The 14,044-nt window shown below is 53.4% G+C and carries 18 protein-coding genes; 13 read left to right on the top strand and 5 right to left on the bottom strand.

Going from position 1 to position 14,044, the window contains the following annotated elements:
• The first annotated feature begins 1 nt into the window (after nucleotide 1).
• The 8 genes from PHV74_00090 to PHV74_00055 all read left to right on the top strand — a co-directional run bounded on the left by PHV74_00090 (nucleotide 2) and on the right by PHV74_00055 (nucleotide 4,609).
• The gene (locus PHV74_00090; protein MDD5092770.1) at nucleotides 2–844 is read left to right on the top strand and encodes a phage tail family protein; all 843 of its coding nucleotides are present in this window, start codon (nucleotides 2–4) and stop codon (nucleotides 842–844) included.
• The gene (locus tag PHV74_00085; GenBank protein MDD5092769.1) at nucleotides 835–2,913 is read left to right on the top strand and encodes a phage tail protein; all 2,079 of its coding nucleotides are present in this window, start codon (nucleotides 835–837) and stop codon (nucleotides 2,911–2,913) included. The genes PHV74_00090 and PHV74_00085 overlap by 10 nt, the downstream gene beginning before the upstream one ends.
• A gap of 10 nt (nucleotides 2,914–2,923) precedes the next feature.
• The gene (locus PHV74_00080) at nucleotides 2,924–3,151 is read left to right on the top strand and encodes a hypothetical protein (protein MDD5092768.1); all 228 of its coding nucleotides are present in this window, start codon (nucleotides 2,924–2,926) and stop codon (nucleotides 3,149–3,151) included.
• Entirely contained in the window at nucleotides 3,144–3,287 is a 144-nt protein-coding gene (locus PHV74_00075; GenBank protein MDD5092767.1) for a hypothetical protein, read from the top strand. The genes PHV74_00080 and PHV74_00075 overlap by 8 nt, the downstream gene beginning before the upstream one ends.
• A gap of 18 nt (nucleotides 3,288–3,305) precedes the next feature.
• The gene (locus tag PHV74_00070) at nucleotides 3,306–3,593 is read left to right on the top strand and encodes a hypothetical protein (GenBank protein ID MDD5092766.1); all 288 of its coding nucleotides are present in this window, start codon (nucleotides 3,306–3,308) and stop codon (nucleotides 3,591–3,593) included.
• On the top strand, nucleotides 3,590–3,748 hold the full coding sequence (locus PHV74_00065) for a hypothetical protein (protein MDD5092765.1): 159 nt from the start codon (nucleotides 3,590–3,592) through the stop codon (nucleotides 3,746–3,748). Before PHV74_00070 ends, PHV74_00065 begins: the two co-directional genes overlap by 4 nt.
• A gap of 17 nt (nucleotides 3,749–3,765) precedes the next feature.
• Nucleotides 3,766–4,071 (top strand): helix-turn-helix transcriptional regulator, encoded by a 306-nt coding sequence (locus PHV74_00060; GenBank protein MDD5092764.1) that lies wholly within the window; start codon nucleotides 3,766–3,768, stop codon nucleotides 4,069–4,071.
• 322 nt (nucleotides 4,072–4,393) lie between these two features.
• The gene (locus PHV74_00055; protein ID MDD5092763.1) at nucleotides 4,394–4,609 is read left to right on the top strand and encodes a hypothetical protein; all 216 of its coding nucleotides are present in this window, start codon (nucleotides 4,394–4,396) and stop codon (nucleotides 4,607–4,609) included.
• A gap of 272 nt (nucleotides 4,610–4,881) precedes the next feature.
• Here the strand turns inward: PHV74_00055 and PHV74_00050 are convergent, their stop codons facing one another.
• The 5 genes from PHV74_00050 to ligA all read right to left on the bottom strand — a co-directional run bounded on the left by PHV74_00050 (nucleotide 4,882) and on the right by ligA (nucleotide 10,109).
• Nucleotides 4,882–5,430, bottom strand: coding sequence for a YcxB family protein (locus PHV74_00050; protein MDD5092762.1), 549 nt, complete (start codon nucleotides 5,428–5,430; stop codon nucleotides 4,882–4,884).
• Between the two features lie 18 nt (nucleotides 5,431–5,448).
• On the bottom strand, nucleotides 5,449–5,901 hold the full coding sequence (locus PHV74_00045) for a MaoC/PaaZ C-terminal domain-containing protein (protein ID MDD5092761.1): 453 nt from the start codon (nucleotides 5,899–5,901) through the stop codon (nucleotides 5,449–5,451).
• Between the two features lie 506 nt (nucleotides 5,902–6,407).
• Nucleotides 6,408–6,572, bottom strand: a complete 165-nt coding sequence (locus PHV74_00040; GenBank protein MDD5092760.1) for a hypothetical protein — start codon at nucleotides 6,570–6,572, stop codon at nucleotides 6,408–6,410.
• A 187-nt stretch (nucleotides 6,573–6,759) separates the two neighbouring features.
• Nucleotides 6,760–7,953 carry a class I SAM-dependent RNA methyltransferase gene (locus tag PHV74_00035; GenBank protein ID MDD5092759.1) on the bottom strand — a complete coding sequence of 398 codons (1,194 nt, stop codon included), beginning with the start codon at nucleotides 7,951–7,953 and terminating at the stop codon, nucleotides 6,760–6,762.
• 149 nt (nucleotides 7,954–8,102) lie between these two features.
• Nucleotides 8,103–10,109: an NAD-dependent DNA ligase LigA gene (gene ligA / locus PHV74_00030; protein ID MDD5092758.1), complete on the bottom strand. Its 2,007-nt coding sequence runs from the start codon at nucleotides 10,107–10,109 to the stop codon at nucleotides 8,103–8,105.
• Nucleotides 10,110–10,492: 383 nt separating this feature from the next.
• Here ligA and PHV74_00025 point away from each other — a divergent pair, with 383 nt between their 5' ends.
• The 5 genes from PHV74_00025 to PHV74_00005 all read left to right on the top strand — a co-directional run bounded on the left by PHV74_00025 (nucleotide 10,493) and on the right by PHV74_00005 (nucleotide 14,026).
• Nucleotides 10,493–10,777 carry a ferredoxin family protein gene (locus PHV74_00025; protein ID MDD5092757.1) on the top strand — a complete coding sequence of 95 codons (285 nt, stop codon included), beginning with the start codon at nucleotides 10,493–10,495 and terminating at the stop codon, nucleotides 10,775–10,777.
• Nucleotides 10,770–11,921: a 2-oxoacid:acceptor oxidoreductase subunit alpha gene (locus PHV74_00020; protein ID MDD5092756.1), complete on the top strand. Its 1,152-nt coding sequence runs from the start codon at nucleotides 10,770–10,772 to the stop codon at nucleotides 11,919–11,921. The genes PHV74_00025 and PHV74_00020 overlap by 8 nt, the downstream gene beginning before the upstream one ends.
• The gene (locus PHV74_00015; GenBank protein ID MDD5092755.1) at nucleotides 11,918–12,778 is read left to right on the top strand and encodes a 2-oxoacid:ferredoxin oxidoreductase subunit beta; all 861 of its coding nucleotides are present in this window, start codon (nucleotides 11,918–11,920) and stop codon (nucleotides 12,776–12,778) included. The genes PHV74_00020 and PHV74_00015 overlap by 4 nt, the downstream gene beginning before the upstream one ends.
• 89 nt (nucleotides 12,779–12,867) lie before the next feature.
• Nucleotides 12,868–13,419 (top strand): hypothetical protein, encoded by a 552-nt coding sequence (locus tag PHV74_00010; GenBank protein ID MDD5092754.1) that lies wholly within the window; start codon nucleotides 12,868–12,870, stop codon nucleotides 13,417–13,419.
• Between the two features lie 58 nt (nucleotides 13,420–13,477).
• A complete protein-coding gene (locus PHV74_00005) occupies nucleotides 13,478–14,026 on the top strand; it encodes a 2-oxoacid:acceptor oxidoreductase family protein (protein MDD5092753.1) in 549 nt (182 codons plus the stop codon).
• Nucleotides 14,027–14,044 lie beyond the last annotated feature (18 nt).

Genomic DNA, 14,044 nt, shown 5'->3' with positions numbered 1-14,044 from the left:
TATGATCATCCAGTCATTGATGAACTATTGGTGGTGGGCATGGACGCAAAATGATCCAACGGGAAAAGGTGGCGACCCAAGCTTTGTCTATGGTTACAGACACCTGGGCACGATGTACGGTTGCCGTCTTCTTCGTGGTTCCGAACGTGAGATCCTCGCTGGTTCCCGCGATAACCTGCTTGTGATACCCGGTAAGCACGGTGCCTATGACACTCTTCCAGAGTATGCTCCCCGTTGTTTCAATCTTCGCTGCTGGGTCAAGGCCAACTCGTATGCCGAACTGTTGGAGGCGCTTCAAGGGATAGCCCAGACGCTTGACAGCAGAAGTGGACTCAAGTCCCTTCTCTTTGACAAGCAGAATGATCGTTATTGGTTAGCCAGATATCAGGCTGACATGAAGGTCAGCCCAGGTGCTGTCATAGCGGAATTCGAGTTGGGGATGATTTGCCCAGACCCCTTTGCATATTCATGGGTCGCGTCCGAGGATGTACAGGATATCGTATCAGACCCTCAAACGATTATGGTGGTGGTAGGCGGCGACATGGATGCCTCACCTGTGATCGAGTTGACGGCAATCGAGGATAAGGCCGATGCGGTGGTCTCAATTCAGAACCGCACTTTCGGCATTGAATCCGAGCTTCAGTGGATAGGAGGCCTGGCCGAAGGCGATATCCTGAAAATCGATTCCGAGAGGATGACCGTCTACCTGAATGATTTGCCGAGTATGGCCGGTGTAACAGCCAGCGAATTCCCGGTCTTGAAGGGAAACGCGATCAACTATCTCACCGTGTCTGGCTTTCCATCCGGAACGATCAGAAGCACATGGAGCAATAGGTGGCTGTAAAATCATTCAGGGTCGAGATTCACGATGCTGCCGGAAACCTGCTGGCCATCATGGAGAATGCTTTCGGTGTAGGATACGAGCAGGCCGTGAATCTGGTGCCCAAAGGATGGTTCTCACTTCCAGTCGATGACCCCAAGGCTTCATATATCCAGGATGATCGAGAGGTCTGGATTTACGAGGACGGCAGCCTGCAGGACGTTTATCTGATTACCGATTGTACCGCGAATCACAGCACATCATCGACGATCAAAGCCCAGTGCGAACAGTTTGCTGCCAGGCTTCTCAGGGACATCGTCCCCGGTTACTACGAGGCCACAAACCAACTTGCCAGCACCGTCTTGACCGATCTTTTGAATTACCAGGTGACTGGCATCAAAGTGACTCTTGGCGGAATCGATGCGAATCTGGACAAGTTGATTTCCATCCGATTTGAGTGGGAATACCTCTTGAAGGCGTGTTGGGCAGTACGCGATCTAGTGAACGGGTATATCTATGTCCGGCCGGATCCGCAGAACCCGGCCATCCGCAAGCTTTGGATTAAAGAGAGCATCGGTGAGGATAAGGGTCAGCAGCTCCGTTACCGGAAAAACATGACCCAGGTTGAAAGGAAGGTCGACAGGACAGCGCTTTGCACGCGCCTGTTTCCTTTGGGTATGGGAGAGGCTCAGAATCAGCTCAAGCTATCCCACTGGACAGAAACGGATGTGGTGGCCACGAAATCCAGCGATTCCAGTTATGGCTATCTCACGCTCGGCGGCCAGTATGCAGCCTATGTTTGGAGTGGTGCGGGCAATGTTCTGCCGTCCGGAATGATCGTCAAGAAGAACGGAGCCGATAACAGTTCAGTCTGGAAACAGGGTAGCGGCGATAATGTCATCCGTTGTGCTATCGCCGACTTCGATCCGGCAGCGAGTTACACGATTACCCATGTTCATGCCGATTATCTCCGGGCCGATACAGCCACAGTTTACGGTGTGATCTCTCAGCCGTGGGTGGACAAGAGAATCAATCATCCGAGCACGCTCATCGAGCGGGCGCGATCGATATTGACCGACATCAAGAATCCGAAGGCTACCTACAAGGTCAACTCCATAGACCTCGCCCGGTTGTATCCGGGCCGGGAGTTCGAGCGGCTTCAGCTCGGCAGCAAGGTAATGGTGATTGACGAGGATCTCGGTATAGAACAGAGGTTGCAGATTGTCAAGATCAGAAAAAATGACCTGGGACAGCCGGAAGATATTACGCTGGATATTACCAATATTACCCAGAACCTGGGCGACTTCCTGAGCAAATTAGCCAGCAAGCAGGCTGTCAGCGACCAGTATGCCGACGGCTACACCAACCTGACGCCGTTCCTGGAAACCGCGAGCTGCGATCCAACTCACCCTTATGAGCATGAGTTCTATCTGCACCCGCAAGCGGTGCGCATCAACGCGGTGCTCTTGACTTGGAAGGTACTCGCGTTTTGGGCTTACGCTAAGGCAGCGGCTTCAGGTGGAGGAGGTTATGTCAGTAGCGACGCGGGTGGGGGAACTTTTACGTCCACGTATTCCGGTGGAGGCAGCGCGACAACCAGCTCAGGAGGTGGTTCCCACGCACATGCTATACCAGCCGAAGGTATTGCAGACGCGCCCACAGATTGGATATACCTGGGCAGAAGTGACCTCGGCTCTCTGGCAATAGTTGGCTCACCATCGTCCGGAAACGCTGTCTGGACTTCAACTGCCGTGGAGCATACTCATACAGTATACATTCCAGACCATACCCACCTGGTTTATGTCCCAAATCATACCCATAGTTTTACCGTGCCAGCCCATAGCCATGATCTGACCTTTGGGATATACCAGGGCCCAACGGCAACTGGCGTCGACATCGAAGTCGACGGGACGGTGATTGCGACGGGCGAGACGTATCAGACGGATGTGGATATCACCCGGCACCTAGCGGTTGACGGCGGAGGTAATATTCAGCGTGGTTGGCACACCGTCAAGTTCACACCAAACGACTTGACCCGCATCCGGGTTGATGTGATTGTTCAGCAGTTCATTTCAGGCAGGAGTTTGACTTAGGGAGGACAGGATGGCAAATCAAAAAGTAACGATCAGAAGCGCTCACGAACGGGGGAAGATACTGGAAGCTGAGGTCTTTGTTGATGACGAGGGACTTCAACTGCAAATTCCCCTGAGTCGGTTAGATGGCTTGACATCGGAAGAACAGAAGGTGCTTATTGCTGAGGAGGCCATCAGGGTCATGCCACCTAAGAAAACCCGGTCCGATTTAACGGGTGAGGTAAAGAAGAATGCCTGAGAATTTGAAGATCGAGATCACAGTTGATAAAGAGGGACATGTCAATTGGACAGCGAATGTCAATGAATTGGAGACCGTCAAATGGCTTGAGGTAGTCAAGCTCCTGGCGCTCAAAGACGCCGGACTCTTGAAGTGAAAACTCTGGAGGTATGAAATGGCAGAAGAAGAAAAGACGACTCCAGGATCAAACGCTTCAGGTGCGCCAGTGATTGCGGTTACAGCTAATGTAGCCCCCGCTGCCGAGACAGTCGAGCAGTCCTTCATCCGGGTGTTACTGGCGCAGATCGGATGGGCCTTTGTCCAGGGGGTGATAGCCCTTGCGTTCACCCTTGGGCTGGTATACAAATTCGTAACCAGCGATGTGACGATCCCAGTTGAGCTTTACGCTGCGCTTGTCGGGGCGATTGTGGGATATTTCTTCAAGCAGGTGGCCAGCAAATGACGGAGTTTCCCCACCAAGCCATGTCGCCATCGCTGGAGAACCATAGCGACCACTTCCCGGACAGCGACACTCGATTGGCGGGATCAGCTATGCAGGTGCGATCGGCATCGGTACCAGGTGCGGGATGGGAAACAGTGGAAGACTTGCTCAAATAAGAAAGGATGAAAAAGCGATGAACAGCGAGAATCTTCTATCCAGAGAGACAGAAATCCACGTCATAGTCCGAGACAGCGTGTATGTTCCGAGGGGAAGACCCCGGCTAACCCCGGCAGAGGGGAAGATATTTGCGTTGCTACCAGCAATGAGCAATAAGCAGATTGCAGCTCATTTAGGAATCAGCGAACAGACGGTCAAAAACCATGTGGGGGCCATACTGGAGCGATTGGGAGCCGGGGACCGCACTCAGGCCGTTGCAATAGGGCTCGCCACAGGGATGCTAACGCTATCGGTCAAGTACACACCACAGGAAGAAGGCTGATGATGGCCTCAGGCAGGCTAGGTCCGTCATTCCAATAGGGTAAGAGCAAGGTCCCACGAAGCTAAGAATTAAGCCCCATTAATCTGGGCCTCTCCATGTAGCGAAGTGACGTGACAAATCCCACCGAATATGGTATAAATGTTTTGCTAAAACCGAAAGGGCCCAACATCCCATTCTTGATGTAAGGTCAAGGATGGTTAGAAGCGTTCGCAAGATTGTGCCGAGTGTCCCCGCTTCGTGAGGAGCAGGGCGGTGTCCTTTTGGACCGTAGCAACACTCGGCACAATCTTATTTTAGGGCCAGCACTGGTTACCTGGAAACAGTGATAACCACCAAAAGGGAAGGGAAAAGCATGACTATCGATGAGATTCTGTCTGCAATACATTTGGAAGCTGAGAAACCCTCAAAGGGTTATTATGCCAAGGATACCTTGACGCTGATGGAGGAACTGGCGATAGTCTGTTACCGGCAAGGAGTTATTGATGGGGGTAACCCTCTGCCCCCCCCCCCCCGCAGAGTGAGCCTGGAGCGAATCTGACAGTTCGATCACATTTCGATCACGGAGTCGGCGTTATTGACCGACCGTTGGTGGTATGACATATCACCATGGGGCATCTTGTTGAATGTGAAATGTCATGCTATGATACAGAAAAACATGCCGTGGGAGGGCAGTCCCCAGATTGTGGCCCTGGAGATCGAGGGTTCGATCCCCTCTACCCACCCCAAAAACCGAAGCTAAAACGGCCCTCTAGGATTTTTTCCGACGGGGGCCATTTTTGTTTTGTAGGGCGAAAGATGAGTTGCCTTGGTTCAACTCCATCGTCTTGCTGTGTGATCTGTTATCGGAAGACCTGTTCGTCTCGATACCTCTTGAATAAAACGTCGCAGTATCTTCTTATTCAGTCTTTCTTTTGGCAAAATGATGGATGCTGACTGTTTCAAGCGAATTAAGAAATGGTTTTCCAGTTCGACTATCGAACGCACGGCAGAGAATTCGATTTTCCCCTCGGTGCCTGCACCGCTCTCATAGATACCATCTTCCTCAAGTCTGAATATCGCTTCCTTCCCGATCTTCTCTCTATAAGTTTTGTTTATGAACTTGCTATACCGTTTTTCATACCACCACTTTGTGAATCGTGGGTGGAGGATATACGCAAGGACGGTCAAGGCAGAAAAAGTCCCGCCGAGTGCTATGATCCCTGAAGAAAAGCCGATTGCAGAGATGGCGCCGAGAAGAATGGTGACAATTATCCTGTTTCTCTTCCGGCGTCCTCTTTGCAGTGAAGACTCTCCGGATGAATACATGAGAAATCTCAGGTAATCTTCCTTGGTAACTTGAAAGTTCAGTTCTATTTTCATCCGTGCAGCTTCCTTGAACTATTGTTTGTGATATTTTTCGATCAGTCCAATGGCCTCATAAGCAATCACAGGTTCATCGTGTTGGTTGAACAACCTCATTGCCCATGTGACGATACCGGCATCTGGATTAGATCCGGACTCTCGTTTTGAGATTACTTCGGCTTCCGAGTAGAGATTGGCACCCGGCAATCCGGGAGATATAAATCGGACCTTATCCCATCCCAGGCCAGCACTCAGGGCGATGCTTCCCCAAGCGCTGTTAGAGAGCTTGGTCGTGATGCTCACAAGATGAGTTGCACTGGCAAATACGTTGCCGAATTTGGTTTGCGCTGCGAACTCCGGATCGATATGGACCTGCTGCGGGTCCCATTGCCGGGCAAAATCAATGATCGCTTGCTCGCTGAGGTGATACGTTCCGGATCGGTACATCTCGCCAAGCTTGATATCTTCATAATATCGTTTGTGATTCATGAGGATATTATACCCGTTTCGAGGGGTACTATGCAGCCTGCGAGTCTTCTGAAACTCCATGTTAGTACGTATGATTTGCCAAGTTATGATAATGCAGGTGAAGCTGCACACATAGTTAACGAGTACCAGCTTGCGCAAAACCCCATGTCCCAGATTATGGATTCAAATCCCCGTCTCTCTGGCTGGCCCAATTTACTCCTTTGGTATTCGCGCGGTCCTAGCGGTCATAGGAAGGTGGCTGTGTGTTATTATCCCCTTCGATAGCTCATGCTGAACTTGTGTTGCCGGAAGTGAAGCTAATGGGAGTCTGACGGTTTGCAAATATCGCCCGCGTTTTGGGGCGGTTTTCGGCGGTTGTGGGTGGTGCTAAACAGGAGAGTTTTGAATCTGAAACGGGCAATGGCGGACCGACGCAGCTTGGCTCGCTGAACAGGTCTTTAGAGACAGAGGTGGATGATGTGGAACGTCAATGGCCAGATTCCTCTCGGGAATCACGCCTCCGGGGGTTAACTGGCGGCCGGACTCTCAGGAACGGATTGGTCGCCTGTTCTGATCGTAGCGCCAGCCTGCCATGCCATGCCCAGCTCTTCCAGAAATACGTCTTTCGGCACAGTCATTCTGGCCCCGTCTTTGGTCGTGATGGTATAGGTTCTTGTTTTTTTCTTATCCATTTCAGAGCCCTTTCCCACAGATTCAGTAGCCATGTTCGCTCCAACCGCAGGTAGTAGATATACTTTAGCCCCAAGTTCCCTTCATCGCAATGAGAAATTGGTACCAGTCAAATCTGGGGATTTATTGGGGACGCTCTGATGGGCCCGTTGAAATATGGGAGCCCAAAAGCCAGTCGGATCGAGATCACTAATCTGCCGGAAGCGAGCCTTCCTCCGGAACTGGCTCGGTTTTCAGGGGGGCCTGGTGCTGACGGGGTCTTTCCCCATAATACTGATAATAGTCCACCTTTATTCTGCCGTTATAGAGCTTCCTGACCCTATCGGGCGGCGAGCGTTTGAAGTAATTGGGGAACATCTCGTCGGCGGTCAATATATATACCGACCACCCGCGTTTCTTTCTGAATATCTTGTTAAGGGAGATATAGACTTCATTAATTTCCCGGAAATCCGCCATTCGGATTCCATAAGGAGGGTTCGAGATAACGATTCCATACTGTTTATCGATCATTAGGTCTTTTACGGCCCTCTGTTCAAAAACAATGTTCTCCTTGACACCGGCATTCAGGGCATTGATTTTACAGGATTCGATACTCTTCCCGTCGATATCATAACCGAATATCTGGAGTTTGCGATTGGAGTTAATGGCATCGTGTGCGGAGCGTCTTGCTTCGGTCCAGGCGCTGGCATCGATTTCCGGCCAGCGCTCGGAAGCAAATTCTCGCCTTAGTCCCGGCGCTATATTCCGGGCGATCATGGCTGCTTCGATCGGGATCGTCCCGGAACCGCACATCGGATCGATCAGGATTCTATCCTTATCCCAGAAACTGAGCAGGACCAGCCCAGCCGCCAGCGTCTCTTTCAGCGGAGCCTCCACGGCTTCGTCCCTGTAGCCCCTTTTGTGGAGCCCTGCCCCGGAAGTATCGATGGTCAGAAGGGCGATATCCTTCAGCATCGATATCTGTATGGTGAATTTCGGCCCTGTTTCCTTGAACCATTCCGTGTGGTACTTTTCCTTCAGCCTTTCGACCACGGCTTTTTTGACGATTGCCTGGCATGCCCGGATGCTGCCCAGGGTGGAGTTTACCGCCTTGCCGTTGACGGTGAATTCGCCGTCTTCAGTGATCCATCTCTCCCACGGCAGCGCCTTGGTTCCTTCAAAAAGTTCCTCAAAGGTAAGGGCTTCGAATTCGCCCATTTTAAGGAGCACTCTATCGGCGCATCTGAGCCACAAGTTGGCTTTTGGGATATCGTTAGGCGTTGCTTCGAACTCGATCCTTCCATCCGAGACCTTCACCTTTCCAAATCCCAGGGCTTCCACTTCATTTCTGACCACTCTCTCCAGCCCGAAGGTTGAGGTGGCAATCAGTGCGATGTTATCCATATTTTTGTAAAGAAGCTCTGATCAAAACTTGCAAACACCTCATGTAATACAAGGCCGGTCATTCCGGACTTGATCCGGAATCCATGCTTCGTTATATGGATTCCCGCTTTCGCGGGAATGACAATGCCAATATTCAAATGATGCTCCGATTAAGTGCTGATCAACCGGAGGAACTCTTCCTCGCTCAGAATATTTGTCCCCAGCGCCTTAGCCTTATCCAGCTTGGAGCCGGGGTCGGCGCCCACCACCAGATAAGTGGTCTTTTTGGTCACTGAGCTTCCCACTCCGCCGCCCATCTCCCGAACCTTCGCCTCCGCTTCGGTTCTGGACATCGCTTCCAGCTTGCCGGTGACCACGAATTCCTGACCGGAAAGCGGCATCTCCCGAATCTCTTTGGCCTCGGCTTCCAGCTTCACTCCAGCCGTTTGGAGTTTTTCGATGATCCGGCGGTTGGTTTCCTGGGCAAAGAAAGTGGTGACGCTCTCGGCTGCCTTGGGGCCGATTCCCGGCACGGCCAGCAAGTCGTCCAGCGAGGCTTCAGCCAGCTTTTCGATATTTTGGAATGCCCTAGCCAGAAGATCGGCCGTCTCTGATCCGATGTACCGGATGCCCAGCGCAAAGATGATACGTGTGAACGGTCTGCTCTTGCTCTTCTCGATGGAGTCGAGCACGTGGGAGGTGACCTTTTCCCCCATTCGATCCAGGCCAAGAAGCTTCTCCATGTCGAGATAATAGATATCGGCCATATCTTTGACTAATCCGGCATTGAAGAGAGCGGTGGCCAGCTTTTCGCCCATACCGTCGATATCCATTGCCCCGCGAGATACAAAGTGCTTCAGCAGTTCGAGAACCTGCGCCGGACAAGCCGCATTGGGGCAGCGGGCCATCACCTCTCCCTCTGTTTTTACCAGACCGGAGCCACAGGTGGGGCAGTGGGAAGGCATTTCAAACACCTTCTCCTCACCGGTTCGTTTGCCGACCACCGGCGCAACCACTTCCGGGACCACCTCTCCCGCGCGCTGCACAATCACCGTATCCCCGATCCGAATATCCTTGCGGTGGATATCCTCCTCATTGTGGAGTGTGGACCGTCTCACCACCGCCCCTCCGACGGACACCGGCTCCAGGATGGCATAAGGATTGATGCTTCCGGTGCGCCCCACGTTGATGCCGATATCCAGAAGTCTGGTGGTGGCCTGAGTGGCCGGAAACTTGAAGGCGATAGCCCAGCGCGGGTCGCGCCCCACAATGCCCAGCCGATTCTGCTGATCCAAGGAGTTGACCTTCACCACCACGCCATCGGCATCGTAGGGCAGCTTCTCCCGCTTTTCCACCCATCGCTGGCAAAAGGCTTCCACGCTGGGAATGTCGTGGAAGAGGGCATTGAGAGGATTGATCTTGAATCCCAGTGACTTCAGGTATTGCATGGTCTCCCAGTGGGTTTTGGGGATCGGTTGCCCCTCGGCATAGCCCAGGCCGTAGATGAAGATATCCAGAGGACGCCGGGCAGTGATCCGGGGATCGAGCTGCCGTACCGAACCGGCGGCGGCATTTCGAGGGTTGGCAAAGAGCGGCTGATCGGCCTCGGCCCTTTCTTTGTTGATTTTAGCGAACGCTGGTTTGGAGAGGAACACCTCTCCCCGGACTTCCAGCTGGCGCGGCGCATCGGCCGGGAGGCGAATTGGGATGCTGCGGACGGTTTTCAGATTCTGAGTGATATTCTCGCCGCGGTAGCCATCGCCCCGGGTGGCTCCGGTAACCAGAAGACCATCGATATAGGTCAAAGATACCGCCAGGCCGTCCATTTTCAGCTCGCAGACGAAGTCCATCGGCTCGCCTTCCAGCAGACGCGAGATGCGAGTGTGCCAGGCTTTCATCTCATCGGCTTCAAAAGCCTTGGCCAGACTCAGCAGCGGGACGGGATGTTCCACCACACCGAACGCTGCCACGGGTTCGGCGCCCACCCGCTGGGTGGGCGAATCCGGCGTGACCAGTTCCGGGTGCTCCCCTTCCAGGGTTTCGAGCTCCCGCAGCAACTGGTCGTACTCGGCGTCGCTGATCTGGGGGCTATCGAGCACGTAATAGAGCTGGTTGTGATGGTTGATCTGCTCTCGCAGTTGGTGGATTCGCTGCTGTAGCTGGCTGGTGGTGTGCATAAATCCTCGACTTAAAACTTGAGCGGCTAAGGAATTTCCGATGAAGCGGTGCAGGATACCTCCTGGCGGGGGCCTGCCCTCGACCAGATCGGGGGTTGAGCAGGCCTTGATCGGAGCTTCCTTGATTTTCCCTAGTATAGCATGATTTTGGCCCAAAAGGAGTTGAGTCAAGGGCAAATCCGGCCGGATTCAATCGGCGGATTCGACCCGGAACCGTGGGTTTGTTCTCAAAATAGTAGTGCTCTGTGTGGTGTTGCCCCTCCCCAAGAAGATGGGTGGATCAAGCATTTTATACTTGGTTTTGATTCAACCGCCCCGCTTGTGATAGAATGAAGGCTGTCCTTGATGACGGCTAACCTTTCCAGCAGGAGTCCGGAGAACCGATGAAATACTGGAGAAGCCCTCTAGATCAAGAAAAAGTTAAACCCATTTATGGTCAGACGCATGTGATCCCGGACCGGTGCAAAGGGTGCGGATTTTGTATTAACTTCTGTCCCAGACATGTGCTGAAAGAGTCTCCCGAATTCAACCTGAAGGGATATCATTTCCCGTATGCCGCCAATCCTGCCGATTGTACTGGCTGCGGTCTGTGTGAACTCCTCTGCCCCGATTTTGCCATTACTGCCAATACCGTAGATCAGGATGAAGAGGAGGCAAGCGATGGCTAGTCACGGTCCTTTGGTCGGTGAGTTTTTCATGAACGGGGATGAAGCCTGTGCTGAAGGCGCCATCAGTGCCGGATGCCGCTTCTTTGCCGGATATCCCATTACCCCGGCCACAGAGATCGCGGAGCGGATGGCGGAGAGGCTTCCCGAGGTGGGCGGCACTTTTATCCAGATGGAAGACGAGATCGCTTCGATGGCCGCTATCCTGGGAGGATCGTGGGGCGGGGTCAAATCGATGACCGCCACTTCCGGGCCGGGCTTCAGCCTGATGATGGAGAATATCGGCCTTGGCGCTATGATGGAGACGCCGTGTGTGGTAGCCGATGTTCAGCGTGCGGGTCCATCGACCGGCCTGCCCACTCTGACGGCTCAGGGTGATATGATGCAGGCTCGCTGGGGGTCTCATGGTCTGTACGGGATTATCGCGCTTTCTCCCAGTTCGCCGCAAGAGATGTTCACCCTGACGATCAAAGCCTTCAATCTCTCCGAAAAATATCGCGTTCCGGTGTTGATCATGGGGGATGAATCGGTGGCCCATATGAGCGAGAAGGTGACCATCCCTCCACCGGAGCAACTGGAGATATTCCCCCGCCGAAAAACCTCCCTTCCTCCGGAGGAATACTTGCCCTATAAGCCCGATGCCGACCTGGTCCCGCCTATGGCCAACGCGGGCGAGGGCTATTTCTATCATGTGACTGGCCTCACTCATGACGAGAGAGGATATCCGGATATGAGCGCCGAAGCGCAGCAAAAGCTGGTGCGAAGGCTGATCGATAAGATCGATCTCAATAAGAAGGACATCATTGAGATTGAAGAGGATCAGATCGACGGTGCCGAGGTAGTGGTTTGCTCCTATGGGATTTCAGCTCGAGTGGCCCTGCTGGCGGTTAAGGCCGCGCGGGAAGAGGGTGTAAAGGTGGGCATGCTCCGGCTCATTACCGTATGGCCTTTCCCGGATGAGAGAATCCGGCAGATTGCGGGCAAGGTGAAAGCCTTTGTGGTTCCGGAGCTCAATGCCGGTCAGATCGCATTGGAAGTAGAGAGATGCGTTGCAGGGAAGGCCAAAACGATTCTGGTGCCCCACATGGGTGGTGCGGTGCACGATCCCAAGGTGATCCTTGAAGCCATTAAGAAGGCGGCCAAATGAACGGGAACGGAAAAGACGATCACATTGAAACCGGCTTTCTTTTGAGGCAGGACCGTCTCCCTCATATCTGGTGCCCAGGGTGTGGGTTGGGAACGGTGTTGCAGAGTTTCTTGCGCGCCCTGGTCAAGAGCGAATTGCCGCTGGAAAAGGTGGCTATCGTTTCGGGAATCGGATGCACCGGCCGGGTTGCCGGCTATGTGAAGCTGGATTCCTTCCATACGACTCATGGGCGTGCTATTCCATTCGCCACCGGCTTGAAGCTGGCTAATCCGGAGATGAAGGTGGTGGTGTTCAGCGGTGACGGCGATCTCACTTCCATCGGCGGAAATCATCTTATCCATGCTGCTCGAAGGAACATGGATTTAACGGTCATCTGTGTCAATAACTTCATTTATGGGATGACGGGTGGACAGGTGGCTCCCACCACGCCGGTCAATGCGCGCACAAGCACTTCTCCCTTGGGCAACTTTGAGCCCGCATTTAACTTGCCGAATCTGGTGACGGCCGCCGGAGCTACTTACGTTGCCCGCTGGACCGCTATCCATGTGCGCCGCCTGGAGAATACCATGACGGAGGCGCTCCATAAAAAAGGCTTTAGCTTTGTGGAGGTGATCACTCCCTGTCCAACTCACTATGGGCGAAAGAACCGTCAGGGAAGCGGTTTGACCCAGCTGAAATATTATCGCGATAACAGCGTCATCAAGCACGGCGCTCAGCTTGGAGAAGTGGGGATCGGCATGACTGATCCGATCACCGTGGGAAAGTTTGTCGATATCGAGCGCCCCACTTTTTCCGATCTGCAGTCCAGAATTCGAAGCCCAAAAACTGCCGCTGAGGTGCAGTCAACAAAGAAGTAGTCGAATGGTCGATCAGCAACACTATACGCAAAATATGCAAATTTCCGGGACCTATCCCATCAACCCCCCGGAGCGAGGACGGAAGACTGATGGTAGATAACAACAGTATCTCTCTGGGAAGTGCTATTGAAGCATTCCTGGAAAGCCCGTCGGCTGTCTATGGCATGAGATCAGATCTCTCCCGCTTTGCCACGTTATGTGGCAGGGAGTGCCCCATGTTCACCCTTACCACCGTTGAAGCCAGGGAATTCGTAATGGAGGTCAAGAAAGTGCCGGAGCGCAGAAAGCGTACCGAGGCGCTGGAAAAGTTCTTTGACTTTTCCAAAGAACAAGGATGGGTGCGGAGTAACATAGCCATTGGCATCATCGAGAGAAAAGAGCCCAAGACCGCTGCCAAAGCAACCAATGCAAAACGGGAAACGTTCCGGCTTTCGCCGGAGAGTCGGCAGACGCTTGAGGAAGAGATGGAAAAACTCTCGGCTGAGAGACTGAAGGTCATTGCCCAGGTGGCGGAAGCCCGAGAAGAGGGAGACCTCTCGGAGAATGCCGGATATCACGATGCCCGAGAGAGGCTTGGCCTTATCGAAGCTCAGTTAAGGGAACGCAAGGAGATTCTTTCCCGGGCAGTCGAAACGGAGTAGATGGCAGATTCGGGGAAGCGGATTTTCGGGGCCGGACCCGCAACCCTTGGAGTGATGTATGAGCCGAACTGAGATCAGGTTGAGCGGATTTGGCGGACAGGGGATCATCTTGGCCGGAAATATCGTGGGTCAGGCGGCCGCTATTTACGATGGAAGGCATGCTACCTTCACCCAGGCTTATGGCCCGGAAGCGCGTGGCGGTGCGTGCAGCGCGCAGGTAGTCATTTCCGATGAGCCCGGCGGTTATCCCTATATCGAGAACCCGGCTGTCGTGGTGGCGATGTCTCCGGAGGCATACACCAAATATGCCGCCAACGTCGGAGATGACATCACGGTGATCATCGATGACGGTCTGGTCAAGCCGAATAAATCGCAGGAGTCCAGGATACTGAAAGTCCCGGCCACCCGCATTGCTGAAGAGCTGGGCCGTAGCGCAGTGGCCAATATTGTCATGCTGGGCTTTCTGGCGTCGGTGATCGACACGGTTTCGGTGGATGCCCTGAAGAAGTCCGTTCTGGATTCGGTCCCCAAGGGAACCGAAGAGCTGAACATGAAGGCCTTCGAGCGCGGTTATGCTCACGGCAAAGAGCAGATGAAAGGCCGATAGTCATCCTCTTGAGCAAGG

The organism is Dehalococcoidia bacterium, from assembly GCA_028711995.1.
GTDB lineage: Bacteria > Chloroflexota > Dehalococcoidia > SZUA-161 > SpSt-899 > JAQTRE01.
The sequence above is the reverse complement of the archived record's forward strand: the minus strand, read 5'-3'. Positions and strand labels throughout refer to the sequence as shown.